Here is a 15,134-nt window from a genome sequence, read left to right on the forward strand (position 1 = left end):
AAAGTTGAGGGTTCTCTTGTGTTTTCAGAAATTATGAGTATGTCAGTTTTCTGGTTGTGGCAGCTGACGTGTATTCATCGGGAGTAGCTGCTTTGGTGCTTTGCGTGATCGAAAATATTCTCGTTGCGGCGTCTAATGCGCTCCCTTTGCAGCATTCTTTTACGCTCTAAGTAAACGGGATCCTTACTATGCTTCCTTTGGTACTCCCTGCTTTTCTCCCTTTTATACTCTACGTAAGCGGGATCCTTACTACGCTTCCTGTGGTACTCCCTGCTTTTCTCCCTTTTATACTCTACGTAAGCGGGATCTTTGAGACGCTCCCTCTGGTAGTTCCTGCTTTTCTCCCTGTTACGCTCTGCTATAGCAGGATCTCGGAGACGTTTCCTTTGGTTGATCCTGCTTCTCACCCTGTCAAGCTCTGCTTTAGCGGGATCTCTGCGACGCTTCCTTTGGTACTCCCTGTTTCTCTTCCTTAAATATTCTGCATATACGGGATCTTTGCGACGCCTCCTTTGGTACTCCCTGTTTCTCTTTAAATGCTCTGCATAATAAGCGGGATCTTTGTAACGCATCCTTTGGGAGTTCCTGATTCTCTGCCTTTGACATGCATTGTAGGCGGGGTCATTGCGAAACTTCCTTTGACCCTCAACTATTGCAGCGTTACCGTCAGCGAACCCCTCTGATTTGGGTATTTGGCTATAACTTGTCGTTTGATTTAGATTTTGTGGGCTAAAAGGTGCGGTAGAAAGATTGATTATCTGATCATCTGGATGCCAATGGCACGTAGGTATTGGATTTCTGGTTTCTGGCTCACTCACCGATAAGAATGCCTGCTGAATAAAAGGGGCACCTGGCACTGGTGTTAGCCTGGACTTAACAAGTTCATTATCAGAATCCCAGGGTACATAGTAATCAAGGTCTGATTGTTGTATGTCAGGGAGTTCATTGCCGAAAGTCGCGGCTGAATCGGTAAAAATCAGATGATCAATATCATATTCAAGCAGGGAATGAAAAGAACCAGGATTATTTTGGCAAAAATCCGAATGATTATGGTAAGCAGGTAAAGATAATTCCAGCACATGAACAGACATACCATGATATGAAGGCTGCTGATCGTTATCAACAGGTGGAATCAGTTGCTCTATTGAATATAATGAGCAGGAACGAGTATCTGAACAGGAAGGCTCGAATGAGGGTAAGTTATTAAAGAGATTCATTGAATTATAAAATTGTCGAATTAAAGGCTGAGGCAATTATTTTATAAAAAAGTTCCTTCCTGAAAAAAAAACTGGTCAATATTCACCTCACAAAACCGAATTTTTATCCTCAATTTTCTGTCGTCCTCGCTACGGGGGCACCTAGCCAGAGTACGGTGAAAAACACCTGCTTACTTTTCGTTTGTTGATCGTCCACTCAAGATAGGTTGGGTTTGAACCCGATTGTTGATATTTGTTCTTTCATTAAACTGCAGAGGATGGGGTAGCAATGAAGAAAGTTCTGCTTGTTTTGCATTAGCTGCCTCTTTTCCTTTTTCCCTTGCTACTTTTTCACTAAAGCCTTTTCTTATAGCTTTTTTGTAGGCCATTAAATTTGCACTATATATGGCATTTTTCACCTTGCCTTTGACGGATGAATAATATTTGGCTTTGGCCCTGTATGCGACCATCTTGCCCTGGTCGGACGTTCGGTATCTGGCTCTGGTCTCCTTGCCTTTGTCTGATGCCTCGTATCTGGATTTGGTCTTCTTACCTTTATCAGACGCTTCGTATCTGGCTCTGGACTTCTTACCTTTATCAGATACTTCGTATCTGGCTTGGTTCTTCTTGGCTTTATCGTATCGTTTATCATTAACCATGATGCTTTTATACGACATTGATAAGGTGTCTCCGAGAGTGTTGGCTTGAGATAAATGACTCACTACAGGTTGATCTTCGTTTGCAGGGTTGTTAATGATTGCTATTGACCTATTTCCAAGCATTGGATTATCAGATGATTTATGAAAAATCACCGTTAGACACTGAGAGTCATATTTGTTCGTTGTATCAATACGCATCGAACATAGAATATTAGCTGCTTCGATCACTTCACGGGAGAAAGCCTGAACCGATACTCCAGATAAAGAATCAGTATTATCTTTAAAATAAGGGAAGAGCTCAGAAGTAATATTTGATTGAGTAGAGAAATCAGAAATTTTCATTGAATTATTGAATTGTTAAGTTTCATAGTAAGATTGCTCTTTCTTATAAAAGTTCATCTCTGAATTTTAAGCCAGACTGGTTTATTTGCCTTAACTCTCCTGGATTGTTCATAAGCTTTCCTGTATGTCTTCAGATCAGCTTTCCGTTTCTCGGTCTTCGAGTAAGCTCGATGGTAATACTTACGTTTCTCGGACTGTTCAAGAGAACTGCAGGAAGAAATACATTTCTCTGGTTCGTTGTAAGTCTTTCGCTTTTCAGGCCATGGGTAAATCCTATCATGATAGATGGGTAAAGATTGATCGTTGTGATTAGATTATCGTTCTGTGTTTTAATTCCGACAGGTAAGTGAATTGGATGATCATCTTTCATATAGTTGTTTGCGATGCCTATCGACCTGTTGTTAAGCCGGAGATTGGAAAATGGATTATCAAAAAGCACCATTGTCTGAAGGTGACTTTTAGTCGTTTCGTCAGTATGAATAATGCATTGAATATTGTCTACATCAACAACTTCACGGGAGAAGGCCTGACACGACGTGGCAGATTGAGAATAAATCGTAGTTTGGAAATAATTAAAGCGGTCAGAAGCCACATTAAAGTTAGCAGGATAGGCAGGAATGTTCATTGAATTATTGAATTTTAACTTAAGACCTCTATTTGCTTATAAAAGTTCCTCCCCAAGGCATACCAATCAATATTTAAGTTAATAACAATGAAAAGCTTTTTATGACTATTTGATCAAGTTATAAAATAAATGGAAAGAAAATAGAGCTCGAATCAAGCTTGGTTTTTCATTACTCGATACGAATCCAGGATAATGGCGGCAGCTTCCTTTCCGGCAATTCTTGCCTTTTCCCGATCACCATCGACTCCGTTTAAAACTGAATTGTAAGCCTTCCGGTAAGCCTTCATGTAAGCCCTTCCTCTCTCGGACTTTGCCCAGTTGTTTTTGGAAGACTTTCGTTTCCTGGAATGAGAGTAAGACTTTTTGGAAGCCTTCCCTTTGTAAGACTCACGGTATGTTTTCTTATAAGCCCTGGTATTTCTGGACTGTGCGTAACCTTTCCAGTGAGCCTTCATTTTCATGGACTGCTTGTGAGCTTCTGCGGGTGTCAGGGGCAGGGGTTCCTCAGAACTGCACGATTCATGTGTCTTACTCTCAACGGTTGCAGTTATAACTTGCTCTTGTGTGTCTTTATGCAACAGATCAGGGGGAGTGTCTGGGCGTGATGACGGATTAGACAAACATGCCAATGGATTTTCCGGAGGTAATTGATGGGCTGTTTGTTCTGCGTTTGTTAATGTTGGATCTGTGCATGGATGGTCACAAGAAAAAATTTCGTCAGGTGGCTTCGGTGAATAAAGATCCGGGCGCATTATTTCTTTTTCAAATAATGGGGAATGAGATATTGAAAAATCATTAAGTGAACATGGAGATGGAAGTGTGACCTGATTGAGCAATCTATCCACTAAAAAAACATTGTGAGATGGATCAAGTTTCCGCACATAATGGCCAGTCATGCTTGGCATCGGACTGGAATCATCAGGTGGTATTACAGTTACGTCTGAAGAATCCTGAACACAGGAAGAGGCAGAAGCGATATGTGAGCCTACGTTAAGTCTTTCCATTGAATTATTGCACTCTTGAATTATAGATTAAGACCGCTATTTTTTTAAAAAGTTCCTGCCTGAAATAAAACTAATTTGTCTCAAGTGATCTGACGTTTTTGGCTGATTTACTGCTTTGGTTCCAATAGTTGAACTTTTTATTATAAAATTTTTGCTTTATGTGATTCTCTTATCAAAGTAGAAGCTTGCTTGCCAGCGATTCTTGTTTGTTCTCTATCACCGGTATTCTTGAAGGCTTTATAGTAAGCTTTTTGGTAAGCCACCGTTTCTCGGTCTGTGCGTAAGCTTTATTGTAAACCTTCTGGTAAGTCTTACCTTGAGAGATGGTCTGAGATTGGCCCAGTTCGGAAGCCGAAGTTGTAATAGCCAACTTATTTCCGGTAGGTGATGTATTTTTTTGAATCTGATCACTGTTTAATCGAGTGTTGATAGTAGAAACTGCCAACTTTGGCCTGAAGAAAGGACCAGCAAGATTTTGACTGTTGGGTAATGGAACAGAGATTTCACAGGGATTGGGGTGAATATCTGTAACTGATAAGTGTTGCCCGGTTGGTTGTGCTGACTTTAAAATGGGCTGGTTTGAAAGCCGTTCATTACCTGGAGTATCTGAAGGAGGGGGGGTATTAATCTGATGCTTTCTTCTGACCGTAAAGTCAGGTGATTGATTTTGTTTAGTATGGCTGGTAATGATCACTATCGACCTTTTTTTCAGCCGGAGAGTATCAATTAAAATATGAACAGGCTCCCTCGGCTGCTGAAGGTGTTTTCTGGTTTTATCAGTATGCATGGCACATAGAATATTCGCTGCCTCTACAACTTCACGGGAGAATACTTGACTTGATAAGCCGAATTCAGAAAAAGCAGCATCGTGATAATTAGAAAAAACATCAGAAGCTGCAATAAATCGAGTAGAAAAAATAGGTCTTTACATTGAATTCTTGGATTATGGAATTACGGCTTATGACAGATATTCTTATAAAAAGTTCCCCCGATGACAACCCACACTTAATCTTTACGTCAATCCAGATGCACAGGATGGCTTGAGACACTCATCTGTTGTATAACCAGGATCATGCTCGCAGCCCGCTGTTTGCTGCGCACATTGACGTTTTAAGTTCGCTTGATTTCTGCGGAGCTGCCTAAGGCGCTCTCTTTCGCGCTCTGCGAAAGCCGGATCTTTGTAACGTTCTCTATAGCGCTCCCTGCGACGCTCCCTTTCCCGCTCGGCATAAACAGGATCTTTGCGACGCTGCCTGGAGCGCTCCCTGTCGCGCTCTGCGAAAGCAGGATCTTTGCGACGCTGCCTAATACGCTCCCTTTCGCGCTCGGCGTAAGCAGGATTTTTACGAAGCTCTCTTTGGCGCTCCCTCTTGCGCTGCAAGTAAGCAGGATCTCGGCGATGCTTTCTTTGGCACCTGGCTATTGAAGCGTTACTATTAACAATATCCTCTGACTGTTTCGTGTGGTTATCACTTGTTTTTTTGTTCAGGCTTTGCGGCTTGGAAGATGCGACAGAAAGATTGGTTATCTGATCATCGGGATTCCAATGGCTCGCTGTTGTTGGCTCCCCGATCCCAGGCTCACTCTCTGCTAGGCATAGCACCTGAAGAAAAGGAATATTTGGTATTAATGATAACGTTTCATCTTCAGGTTTATAACTGGAGCTCCGGGGTAAATATTGATTAAGAACTGACTCTGGTATGTCAGGATCATCAGTACGGATAAAGTTTGCTTTATCGTCAGGTGTTATAGGTTTAATGCCATGTTTATTCAATGAATTACAAGAATTATTGTTATTTTTTGGCATGTTTGACTGGTTATGGTAAATGGGAAAAGGAGTTTTCAATGCCTGAACAGGCATACACTGATACGTCAAATGACCTTTGCCTGAACCAGATTTACCTATTCTTCCTAATAAATCTGATGGACTGAAACAAGGGTCAGGAAAAGCAAATTCTATTGGAGCTGGCTTATTTGAGAGACTCATTGAGTTGTTGAACTAATTAATTATAGTCTAAGACCAAGGGTTTATATTAAAGTTTCTCCACGTTTTTGCCGCATTTTTATCCTGATGGATAGCGATCAGTATCTACTGATTCCCTGATTACTCAGAACTTAACCCAGTTATCTTGTTTTACAGGCTGAATATGATGATGTTTTTTTATATGGGTAAATAAGTTGGAAGACTGAGAAAAAGATGTTTTACACTTCAGGCAAAGATAGGGTTTAATTCCTTTGTGAATATAAGTATGTTTTATAAAATCAGATCTGTGAAAGAATCTTTTTTTACAGGTTTGGCACTTAAAATTTTTTTCGTTTAAATGAATCGATCTCTCATGAATCCGGCGCGTACCATCCGTTACAAATTTTTTACCACACCCAGAATAGGAACACATAAATTTCTTGTTGTCAGGTTTTTTTTCAGTTGGGTCACGATCAGAAGATGTTTCTTCAGTAGCGTTAGTTAAAATTTGTACCTCAGGTACAGCTGAAGCAACAGAAAACTGTTGGTATAAGGCTGGGTGTGATTCATTATTGACCTGATTAATATAGGCTGGAGACAGACCAATGAAGGTGAAATAAGGAACTGGGGGCAAATTATTAGTATTAAAAAACATAATGAGGCTATTTAATTATTGAATCAATACTCTGACCTCTTCTTATTAAAATAGTTCCGCCTTTAAACAAAAAACAAACAACCCATTCGTTATGACAACAAGGCATAAAATTATGCTGCTGCTATTTAGAATGATGATGTAAAGTTCTTCGAAAGTCAGCGTTATCATGGTTTGAAGGGCGGTGGTTGTCTGGTTAGTGGATGTTCAGCCTGATTGAAATGAGGGCAGGAGATATAGTGGATACTTTGTGAACTTAAACTAACATGCCTGTTTTCAGAGATCACCTCTATGATGGTTTCGAGATAGGCTCCTGAACTGCACAGCGGTGCCGTTTGATTATCACACCGCAGTATTTTTATGCCAGCAGCTGACAGTATAAAATTAATACTTATGTCCAGTTTTTCATCCGGTGAGATTTCAAGCCGGAAGTACAACGGAGGTCAGTGTTATGAATTCTCTAAGGCCATTTTCAGTTTGTCAGCAAGATCCACCCGGCTTATGACATTTGATTTTAAAGGATCAATCAGAACAGATGTCTCATACCCTCTAAGGGCAAGATCATTCAGAAATGTCAGCATTGCTTTTGTGAAATCATTCGGGCATTCAAATTCAACTTTTCTTGTGTATTGAAAATTGAAGGGATCACCAATGGAGAGGGCCAGGCGTTTCCAGAGGGTGGGAAATTCACCGACAATACGTAATGCTACTGGAAAGTTAAAATCACTTAAGTACAATGACTCTCCCGTTGCCGTTATTGGTTCCAGATGATCCAGTAAGTCAGGACAAACATCATCCAGTTGGAACATCTGATTTTTATGGATAATTTCGCAACTTCGTAACAGGTCAAGCTTTTCTAATCCGGCCTTCAAGCCTTCCTGAGAAAAATAGTGGCGGAAAAATTCAATTCTGGTTTTTTCCAGACTGCCTTGATTATTCTCGCACGCCTCAGAATATTGATTGAAGTGGCGGCTGGCAAAGGCAAAAGCGATCAACTGTTTGGGGGATAGAAAGGATAGTTTGTTAACAATCCACTGATCCAGTTTGGGGAACCTGGTAGCAAAGTTATCCTGTTCGGCAAGCACCAGGCGATTGGCCGGAGTTTTTGCCATGTCATTATGTTTTTCAATCACTCGCTTTAATACGGCAGTTTGACTTTCTTGTTCGTAATCCAGATTTTTCAGCCCATCTAGTAACAATTTAGCTGCTTGCTCAATTGATACTTTTGGTTGCTTGGGCTGACCGGGCCAATAAGCCTCAGGAAGCAGGTGAAACGGTGATTCACTGCCCTGCGAATTGCTGTTAGAAGCAGCCGGAATAGTTGGCATTTTGTCCTGAATCATGATGATAACCTCAGTTAATGGTTCATTAATATGGACTGCCAATTACTTAGATAGTTCCACAAGATAAACAGATCCCGATAAATTACTCTGGCTATCTTTAAATCCCTGTTTGATATTGCACCGAGTAATGCCTGCTGTATTTTGCTGACGTGACGCGAAGAATTGAAGTCCTTGTTTTGCGACTGACGGTTATGAACCTGTTTGCTTTTTTTGGGGTAGCCAATCAATCCATGGCGTTGATGCTCGCGGATAACCGGCAGTTCTCCGAAGCTTTTGATCATTTCAATGGCGCTCCCGTAAAGGCGCAGCAGATTTACCGGTTGCTTATCCAAAACAAACACAGTTACAACTTAAGTCTAAAATTATTTACAGTACCTGGTGTGATATAGTTTCAAGCATCGGAATGAGTGAAAGATATACCAATGATAACAAATAGTTAAGATAAGGAACCATCATATGGATAATCGTATCCCGCCGAATTCAAGAAAAGTTACCTTTGCAAATCAAGATGTTAATCAAAATCAGCTGGCTGAGGATTCTGGAGAATTTGATGTAAAAAAGGTTTCTTCGAAAAATCCTATCAAGATACTCATCATTTCACTTAAAAAGCTCAAAAATTTTATCATGAAGTCAATTCGTGACAGACAGATAAAATCTTATAACCAGGCTCTGGTAAAGGCCCGTATAAATAAGCATTATGCCAGGAATTTAAGGAATGCGAGAATTGATAAGTCCTACTACAATTTTTTAAATGAAAGAATGGATAAAGCTGGATTTGACAAGGGTTTACTTAAAGAAAAAAACTCCAAAGAAATTGCTGATATTCTTATAGATCATAAAATCATGACCAAGGTTGATGCCAAATACCTGCATAGAATTAATGTTGACTTAGACGGTTCACCATTTTGGTAGATAAATGAGTTCAATTACTGTCTCATTCAAAAATATTCATATTAGGCATTTTAAATTCGAACATGATTTTTCAATCTCTCCATGTGCCACTGTTTGGTTGATTCTACCAAATATGGCATTTGCTCAGCAAAATGGGTTTGTCCCAAGGATTCTGTACTTTCGACTCCCAAATATTGTCGTGTAAGTAAAGTATAGAGCGGCATATAGCTGAACTTTACAGATGGTTCCATCAGCAAAGTGGATTGAGCAATCATGCTTGCAGGGAGCTGTCATGTAACAGGTTTCACCAACTTTGAATAGCGAAATATCTGTAATAGAAGGGATGTTACCAATAAGACCGGGCATTTAGTTAGTTTCCTGAGGGGCATGCTGTTGATGAACCAGTCAGCTTAGACCAAATACCGGGAATTGGTAACGAATCAATAAATCGAATTGTCGTTTACAGTGGTAAAACGTATCAGACCTCGATAGTTTTCTGGCTGTAACCCTATGCTTTTACAAAAATTATCAAAGAGCATTTCTATTCTATTTGAATCAATATCTTCAACGTCATCCAATTTTAAAAATAATGGAATTTTATTTTTTTGTTTTTGCGATAGCGTATTCATCCATGCCAGTATTATCTCGTTAATTTTTCTTGCTTCCTGACCTGTTCGGGCACCATGCCAGAAACGTAATTCGAGAGTTCCATCTGGTTTACAGACTCTTTTGTCTGAACTATTGCTTGCATGTTGCGGGGCAAGTCTGATTTTAGCAGGACAATATACATGTTTTAATTCCCATAGTTGTTGAAAGGCGTACGCATAAGTATAAAAACCCGTAGGTTGCGTTGTTTTTCCGGCAGCAAGCTCTTTATTGATTAGTTGAATGGTGTGATCCAGGAGCGATTTCCACTGAGGAGCGCCATTACACATAGACAGATATGGAAAATATTCTTCACACTCACTCTCTCGGTCAAGGGCTTTGACTAAAAAGCGTTCATTTTCTACCGAAAGTAAGAATCTGAATAACAATTCCGGATTATTTGAGATAGAATTTCGGATATCTATATGTTTATGCCCAGATATGCCTTTCAATAAAAAAAGTTCTGCAGGGGCAAGAATAAATATATCAAAAAGTTCATAAGCAGTATAAGTAGCTCCATTACAGGTGAAAACTTGCTCTATTGTATAAGGGCTGCAATTCACCTCAAAGACATCATAATCAGGATAAAACTTAGAATTCCAGTCACCAAAAGTGAAATAAAGCTCTTTACCCTGGTTGCCATTCTTAATGGTTATTGAAAATTCTGATTCAGGTATATTCATGGATGAAATTATGGCAGATATATGTTCAGACCACTTTATTATAAGGAGATCTGGTGAATACTTTTTACCTGATGCACTTTTAAAGCTGAATTCAAACTCTTCTCCAAATCTTATAAGGTCGGAGTTAAATTCTGCCGTTTTTAAAAGGGTATTTTTTAATAAAGAATTCTGACTTTTATATGCCGGTTCATCATAACATGAATGTTCATGATCTGAAAATCCATCAAAAAGAATTTTGAATAAATATTGTGGTGCTGCAGAATTGAAGAAGAAAGACCATAACTCACTTTTTTTAGAGATTTCTACTGTTTTTGTTTCCAGTGTATCTTTTGTATATAGTGTACTCCAGTAATAATTATTCAGCATCAGAAAAAGTGGGGATAAATTTAGTTGATTGTTTTTTTCAGAGAAGTAATGGAATAACTCTTTTTTTTCATTGTAAGTTTTTAAATAGTTTTTAATTGTTTTTTTATTTAAAAAGAAGTCTCTTCCCCCACCAGAAGTCATTGAGAGAAAAAAGTCTGCGAGAAAATGGTCCGGAAAGCGAAGTGTAGAGTCAGGTAAGTCTACGTGATTTTCAAGTTCAATTAGCAAAGGAAGTAATCCAAGAAAAAATATAATGTTTTTTTCACAAAACCGGTCTTTGCTATTTCTTAAACAAAAGCCACAGGCTTTTATTATACACTCATTATTTTCAGTCATTGGATATTTTTTTAAAAGTTCAAATGGGTCTTTTTTTTCAAAAGAAGCCATTTCTTCATCAATTGTCAACAAGAATTCAGTTAATCGACTAATTGTATTTGCAGCTTCTGTTTCATTACAAAAGCAATGTACAAACTGACTGTGAGTTTCAAGCAAATACCTCATGATTTCAGGATTGTTCCAGGCCCTGTTGATTATTGGTGCAAAATGGTGGAGTTGAGTGAAATCTGAAGTTTCTGATTCTTGAACTTTTATCTTCTTAAAATCCCGATTGAACTTAAACTTTGCTTCTTCTGAATATGTTCTTGAATCTATACCAAACAAACTTGGCTCAACTTTAGCCTTTTTCACCTGGCGATAATGAGATTGACCAGCTGATTGTAGCTGAGTTATTGAGGCATTAAATACAGCCGTTGAAAGGCTCTGTTGTTCTTCTATTCCTTGTAATCTATCCATATTACACCAATTAAATTCTTTTACATTGTATTTTTCAGGATTCAGATGGCTAAAAATCTCAATCATATGAAACTTGATTGGAGTGATGATAAGGGCTGGGAAATCGGAAGAACAACCTCGTTACCTAATTCATCTCAATGTCTAATAGACAGTGACAATTCGCATAAGTTCATAATAACTCAGTAAGAACACATAACAAAAAAATTCCAGGCACCTGTTCCTGTGGCTAAGCCTGAAAATCAGTGATAGGAGGCCTTCAGGTAAAGAAAAGAATTGGCTGGCAGTTGACAGAAGTACCTTTAACCGTAAAGAGTTGCAAATCATCAATTTCATCATTGAAAGGCCATTATCTGGATAATCAGGTACTGGCTTTGCTGTGTTCAGCCACCGGCCAGGAACAGGGTTTAGACTTTCCGGCCATCCTGCTGCAGCTGGAATCCATTAACGAAGAGCAGCGCCAAGGCCAACAAGGAAAGTACCGGATGACGTTCAAATTGAAGTCGTCCTTTAATATCAATCCAATGCCATTTGCTCCAGCGTAGCCAACTCAACAATTTCAAGCGCTGTCATATTGGTCGCGTTCAGGTAAACCGGTGGGGCAACACCTGCCTTATTGGCCTCTGCCCAACGAGTTGCGCAAAGACACCAGCGGTCACCGGCATTCAGACCGGGAAAACCAAAATCAGGGTTGGGTGTGATGAGGTCATTACCTTTGGACAGGGAAAATTGCAGAAACTCATCGGTCATCCGGGCGCAGACTGTATGACTACCAGCATCCTCCAGACAGGTATGACAAAACCCGTTCCGGAAGAAGCCTGTCATTGGACTTTGGCAACACACCTCTAACTCAGTACCCAGCACATTGGGCTGTTCAAACACCAGTTCTACCATGTGAAACCCTCCCATGATTAACCCATGACCTACAGGATAGATGAAAAGTCATGTCTACAATGGATCGTAGTTTATCGGTGCCGGAAGCATATACATCAAACCCGCTGATGATTCCGCGCCCCTGCTGCCGGTTGGCAACGTCAGCCAGTTTCAATTCAGTTTTGAGGAAGATAAAAAGGAGCTGAAAACTACCTGGGCGGGGGTGATTATGAATTGACTAAATCCGGTATCAAGGTCATTGCCGGTGGCAGCATTAATAACCTGGGTTGCAGATTGATCTGGCGCAGTAACCCACCGTTTGCTTCTTTCCATTCAGCACCTGGCTCCTTAAAAGAGCAGGTTTTTTTACTGGAACTCTGCGTCGTTTCAGCTCAATTAGAAGTCAGTGGTTAATCACCTGAGTTTTAGCTGACTTGACTGACTGACGACACTGCTTTTTGCGCTCCCTTTGGCGCTGGGCGTAAGCGGGGTCTTTGCGAAGCTCCCTTTGGCGCTCCCTTTGGCGCTGGGCGTACGCGGGGTCTTTGCGATGCTCCCTTTGGCGCTCCCTTTCGCGCTGGGCGTAAACGGGATCTTTACGAAGCTCCCTTTGGCGCTCCCTTTTGCGCTGGGCGTAAGCGGGATCTGTCTGGTAACGCTCCCTTTGGCGCTCCCTTTGGCGCTGGACGTAAGAGGGATCTTTGCGAAGCTCCCTTAGGCGCTCCCTTTGGCGCTGGGCATAAGCGGAATCTTTCTGGTAACGCTTCCTTTGGTGCTCCCTTATGCGCTGGGCGTAAGCGGGATCTGTCTGGTAACGCTCCCTTTTGCGATGGGCGTAAGCGGAATTTTTGCGAAGCTTCCTTTGGCATTCAATATGTGAAGAATTTTCATCAATAGATTCTTCGGCTTGAATCGCAGGAGATGTATATTGTTGAAGATGTTCACTTGTCAATTGTGGGGTAATAATCGCAATTGGCGCTGTAGATTTAGAGAAATTACTAATGGCGTCTTGATTAGGAATTTGAATAGGTGAATTAAGTTTGGTATCAACATCTGTCGAGTTTTGCGAGGTTGATTGAACACCCTTTGTTAAGGAGTATATCGAAAAAGTATTATTTTCAGGGTCATATTCTGCAACCTGATAATTTTTCAGTGGTATAGCTACTGGAATTGCAGGAGAATCTTTATAGCTAGTTTGATTTTGTACAGCGAAATCTTTCAACCATTTTATTTTAGGATTTAAATATCCTTGATTATCTGAACTTGTAGTTTGGCCAGTCATGTCATGCTTAGTTACAGGTTGTCCAACTTCAGTAACCACTCGGGAAAAAGCCTGACCTGCTGCACCAGATTCAGCTAAAGACATGCCTTGAATATTAGAAAGGCCATTAGGGGCTGGACTTAATTGAGAAGAGGTTGGTCTATTCATTGAATTATTGAATTATCGAATTGCAGATTAAGACCACGCTTTCTTATATAAAGTTCCTCCCTTTCGCCATACATTCATCATATATTTATGTCAACCAAGCATAAAGAATTGCTATGGCTATTACCTGTGTACGGGACAAAAAATCTGGAGGCCAGAGCTGGCAAGAGTTTAGAGGGGATTAGCTGACTCTCCATGTAAGGTAATCTATGCGGTCTCTAACCTCCGGACAGATATTTGAATGGAACACGGTAGAGCAAACCACCGAGTGCAGCCTGACCGGGGCTTTAATGGTGCAGGAAGGCCAGTTAGTTCGGCCATTCTACTGTTCTTTCTGGTAATGGCGAGGCCGGTTGGGTTTCCCGGCTAACGGTCAAGAACCTGTTTGCTCTCTCCAAAGCGCCAAATAAAACTATGACGTTGACGCTCCCGGATAACCGGCAGTTTTCCGTTATCTATGATCGTTCCAATGGAGCTCCCGTTGAGGCACAACAGCTTGTGCCGTTTGCCTGCCCGGACGAATAGCGACCATTACCTTCTTACCCTTCGATTGCTGACCGTTCTCTAAGGCTGAAAGGGGTCAATCGGGACTGTAAATATTCCTTCAGCTTGACGACTGAAAATCGGGGGGCAGCACCTTCTAAATTTTTATTGGAACTATGGGTCGCTTCAGCTGAATTAGAAGTCAGTGGTAAATCACCTGACTTTTTAGCTGAATTGACTGACTGACGATACTGCTTGCGGCGCTCCCTTTGGCGCTCCCTTTGGCGCTCTTTTTCGCGCTGGGCGTAAGCGGGATCTTTGCGAAGCTCCCTCAGGCGCTCCCTTTGGCGCTCGGCATAAGCGTGATCTGTCTGGTAACGCTTCCTTTGGCGCTCCCTTTGGCGCTGGGCGTAAGCGGGATCTGTCTGGTAACGCTTCCTTTGGCGCTCCCTTCTGCTCTCCCTTTGGCGCTCCCTTTTGCGCTGGGCGTAAGCGGGATCTTTGTGAAGCTCCCTTTGGCATTCAATATGTGAAGAATTTTCATCAATAGCTTCTTCGGCTTGAATCGAAGGAGATGTATATTGTTGAAGATTTTCACTTTTCAATCGTGGGGTAATAATCGCAATCGACGCTGTAGATTTAAAGAAATTACCAATGCCGTCTTGATTAGGAATTTGAATAGGTGGATTAAGTTTGGTATCAACATCTGTCGAGTTTTGCGAGGTTGATTGAACCCCCTTTGTTAAGGAGTATATCGAAAAAGTATTATTTTCAGGGTCATATTCTGCAGTCTGATAATTTTTCAGGGGGTCAATTAGATTTATGGGGGTAGCTACTGGAATTGCAGGAGAATCTTTATAGCTGGTTTGATTTTGTACAGCAAAATATTTCAACCATTTTTTTTTATGATTTAAATACCCTTGATTATCTGAACTTGTAGATTGGTCAGTCATGTTATGGTTAGTTACAGGTTGTTCAACTTCAGTAACCATTCGGAAGAAAGCCTGACCTGTTGCACCAGGTTCAGCTAAAGGCATGCCTTGAATATTAGAAAGGCCTTTAGTGGCTGGATTTAGTTGAGACGAAGTTAGTCTATACATTGACAGCTACTCCCGATGAATACACGTCAGCTGCCACAACCAGAAAACTGACATACTCATAATTTCTGAAAACACAAGAGAACCCTCAACTTTC

The 15,134-nt window shown here is 40.8% G+C and carries 16 protein-coding genes; 2 read left to right on the forward strand and 14 right to left on the reverse strand.

The annotated features are described in order from the left end of the window. Positions 1-74: 74 nt before the first annotated feature. The 9 genes from ACO6UY_RS22510 to ACO6UY_RS22550 form a co-directional block, all read right to left on the reverse strand. Positions 75-1,079: a hypothetical protein gene (locus tag ACO6UY_RS22510; protein ID WP_422491320.1), complete on the reverse strand. Its 1,005-nt coding sequence runs from the start codon at positions 1,077-1,079 to the stop codon at positions 75-77. Between the two features lie 308 nt (positions 1,080-1,387). Beyond that, positions 1,388-2,197 carry a hypothetical protein gene (locus ACO6UY_RS22515; RefSeq protein ID WP_422445603.1) on the reverse strand — a complete coding sequence of 270 codons (810 nt, stop codon included), beginning with the start codon at positions 2,195-2,197 and terminating at the stop codon, positions 1,388-1,390. Positions 2,198-2,327: 130 nt separating this feature from the next. Beyond that, on the reverse strand, positions 2,328-2,822 hold the full coding sequence (locus ACO6UY_RS22520) for a hypothetical protein (protein ID WP_422445601.1): 495 nt from the start codon (positions 2,820-2,822) through the stop codon (positions 2,328-2,330). Positions 2,823-2,974: 152 nt separating this feature from the next. Continuing rightward, positions 2,975-3,826, reverse strand: coding sequence for a hypothetical protein (locus tag ACO6UY_RS22525; protein ID WP_422459602.1), 852 nt, complete (start codon positions 3,824-3,826; stop codon positions 2,975-2,977). A 172-nt stretch (positions 3,827-3,998) separates the two neighbouring features. Further along, positions 3,999-4,613 carry a hypothetical protein gene (locus ACO6UY_RS22530; RefSeq protein WP_422445597.1) on the reverse strand — a complete coding sequence of 205 codons (615 nt, stop codon included), beginning with the start codon at positions 4,611-4,613 and terminating at the stop codon, positions 3,999-4,001. Positions 4,614-4,838: 225 nt separating this feature from the next. Next, positions 4,839-5,813, reverse strand: coding sequence for a hypothetical protein (locus ACO6UY_RS22535; RefSeq protein WP_422491322.1), 975 nt, complete (start codon positions 5,811-5,813; stop codon positions 4,839-4,841). 121 nt (positions 5,814-5,934) lie between these two features. Continuing rightward, on the reverse strand, positions 5,935-6,444 hold the full coding sequence (locus ACO6UY_RS22540) for a C2H2-type zinc finger protein (RefSeq protein ID WP_422445593.1): 510 nt from the start codon (positions 6,442-6,444) through the stop codon (positions 5,935-5,937). A gap of 446 nt (positions 6,445-6,890) precedes the next feature. Continuing rightward, the gene (locus ACO6UY_RS22545; RefSeq protein ID WP_422491323.1) at positions 6,891-7,784 is read right to left on the reverse strand and encodes a hypothetical protein; all 894 of its coding nucleotides are present in this window, start codon (positions 7,782-7,784) and stop codon (positions 6,891-6,893) included. A 14-nt stretch (positions 7,785-7,798) separates the two neighbouring features. Then, complete coding sequence (locus ACO6UY_RS22550) at positions 7,799-8,116, reverse strand: hypothetical protein (RefSeq protein ID WP_422445589.1); 318 nt, start codon at positions 8,114-8,116, stop codon at positions 7,799-7,801. Between the two features lie 124 nt (positions 8,117-8,240). On the opposite strand from ACO6UY_RS22550, the gene ACO6UY_RS22555 reads away from it, so the two are divergent. Next, a complete protein-coding gene (locus tag ACO6UY_RS22555; RefSeq protein ID WP_422445587.1) occupies positions 8,241-8,696 on the forward strand; it encodes a hypothetical protein in 456 nt (151 codons plus the stop codon). A 419-nt stretch (positions 8,697-9,115) separates the two neighbouring features. On the opposite strand, the gene ACO6UY_RS22560 is transcribed toward ACO6UY_RS22555, so the two are convergent. Continuing rightward, positions 9,116-11,227: a hypothetical protein gene (locus tag ACO6UY_RS22560; protein ID WP_422445585.1), complete on the reverse strand. Its 2,112-nt coding sequence runs from the start codon at positions 11,225-11,227 to the stop codon at positions 9,116-9,118. Between the two features lie 218 nt (positions 11,228-11,445). Between ACO6UY_RS22560 and ACO6UY_RS22565 the strand changes: the two genes are divergently transcribed. Next, entirely contained in the window at positions 11,446-11,703 is a 258-nt protein-coding gene (locus tag ACO6UY_RS22565; protein WP_422445583.1) for a hypothetical protein, read from the forward strand. Here the strand turns inward: ACO6UY_RS22565 and ACO6UY_RS22570 are convergent. The 4 genes from ACO6UY_RS22570 to ACO6UY_RS22585 form a co-directional block, all read right to left on the reverse strand. Beyond that, entirely contained in the window at positions 11,675-12,067 is a 393-nt protein-coding gene (locus ACO6UY_RS22570; protein WP_422445581.1) for a DUF2237 family protein, read from the reverse strand. The two genes, ACO6UY_RS22565 and ACO6UY_RS22570, sit on opposite strands and share 29 nt — an antisense overlap. Before the next feature lie 135 nt (positions 12,068-12,202). Beyond that, on the reverse strand, positions 12,203-12,364 hold the full coding sequence (locus ACO6UY_RS22575) for a hypothetical protein (RefSeq protein WP_422445579.1): 162 nt from the start codon (positions 12,362-12,364) through the stop codon (positions 12,203-12,205). A 70-nt stretch (positions 12,365-12,434) separates the two neighbouring features. Beyond that, positions 12,435-12,983 carry a hypothetical protein gene (locus ACO6UY_RS22580; RefSeq protein ID WP_422491324.1) on the reverse strand — a complete coding sequence of 183 codons (549 nt, stop codon included), beginning with the start codon at positions 12,981-12,983 and terminating at the stop codon, positions 12,435-12,437. A 1,013-nt stretch (positions 12,984-13,996) separates the two neighbouring features. Beyond that, positions 13,997-15,040: a hypothetical protein gene (locus ACO6UY_RS22585; protein WP_422491326.1), complete on the reverse strand. Its 1,044-nt coding sequence runs from the start codon at positions 15,038-15,040 to the stop codon at positions 13,997-13,999. Positions 15,041-15,134: the final 94 nt, after the last annotated feature.

It is taken from the genome of Endozoicomonas sp. ALE010, from assembly GCF_049310165.1.
Classification (GTDB): Bacteria; Pseudomonadota; Gammaproteobacteria; order Pseudomonadales; family Endozoicomonadaceae; genus Endozoicomonas.

Excerpts from the sequence above, each read along its gene's own strand:
- ACO6UY_RS22515 (WP_422445603.1), bottom strand. The coding sequence starts at position 2,197 with ATGAAAATTTCTGATTTCTCTACTCAATCAAATATTACTTCTGAGCTC.
- ACO6UY_RS22520 (WP_422445601.1), bottom strand. The coding sequence starts at position 2,822 with ATGAACATTCCTGCCTATCCTGCTAACTTTAATGTGGCTTCTGACCGC.
- ACO6UY_RS22525 (WP_422459602.1), bottom strand. The coding sequence starts at position 3,826 with ATGGAAAGACTTAACGTAGGCTCACATATCGCTTCTGCCTCTTCCTGT.
- ACO6UY_RS22530 (WP_422445597.1), bottom strand. The coding sequence starts at position 4,613 with ATGCATACTGATAAAACCAGAAAACACCTTCAGCAGCCGAGGGAGCCT.
- ACO6UY_RS22535 (WP_422491322.1), bottom strand. The coding sequence starts at position 5,813 with ATGAGTCTCTCAAATAAGCCAGCTCCAATAGAATTTGCTTTTCCTGAC.
- ACO6UY_RS22540 (WP_422445593.1), bottom strand. The coding sequence starts at position 6,444 with ATGTTTTTTAATACTAATAATTTGCCCCCAGTTCCTTATTTCACCTTC.
- ACO6UY_RS22545 (WP_422491323.1), bottom strand. The coding sequence starts at position 7,784 with ATGATTCAGGACAAAATGCCAACTATTCCGGCTGCTTCTAACAGCAAT.
- ACO6UY_RS22555 (WP_422445587.1), top strand. The coding sequence starts at position 8,241 with ATGGATAATCGTATCCCGCCGAATTCAAGAAAAGTTACCTTTGCAAAT.
- ACO6UY_RS22560 (WP_422445585.1), bottom strand. The coding sequence starts at position 11,227 with ATGATTGAGATTTTTAGCCATCTGAATCCTGAAAAATACAATGTAAAA.
- ACO6UY_RS22570 (WP_422445581.1), bottom strand. The coding sequence starts at position 12,067 with ATGGGAGGGTTTCACATGGTAGAACTGGTGTTTGAACAGCCCAATGTG.
- ACO6UY_RS22575 (WP_422445579.1), bottom strand. The coding sequence starts at position 12,364 with ATGGAAAGAAGCAAACGGTGGGTTACTGCGCCAGATCAATCTGCAACC.
- ACO6UY_RS22585 (WP_422491326.1), bottom strand. The coding sequence starts at position 15,040 with ATGTATAGACTAACTTCGTCTCAACTAAATCCAGCCACTAAAGGCCTT.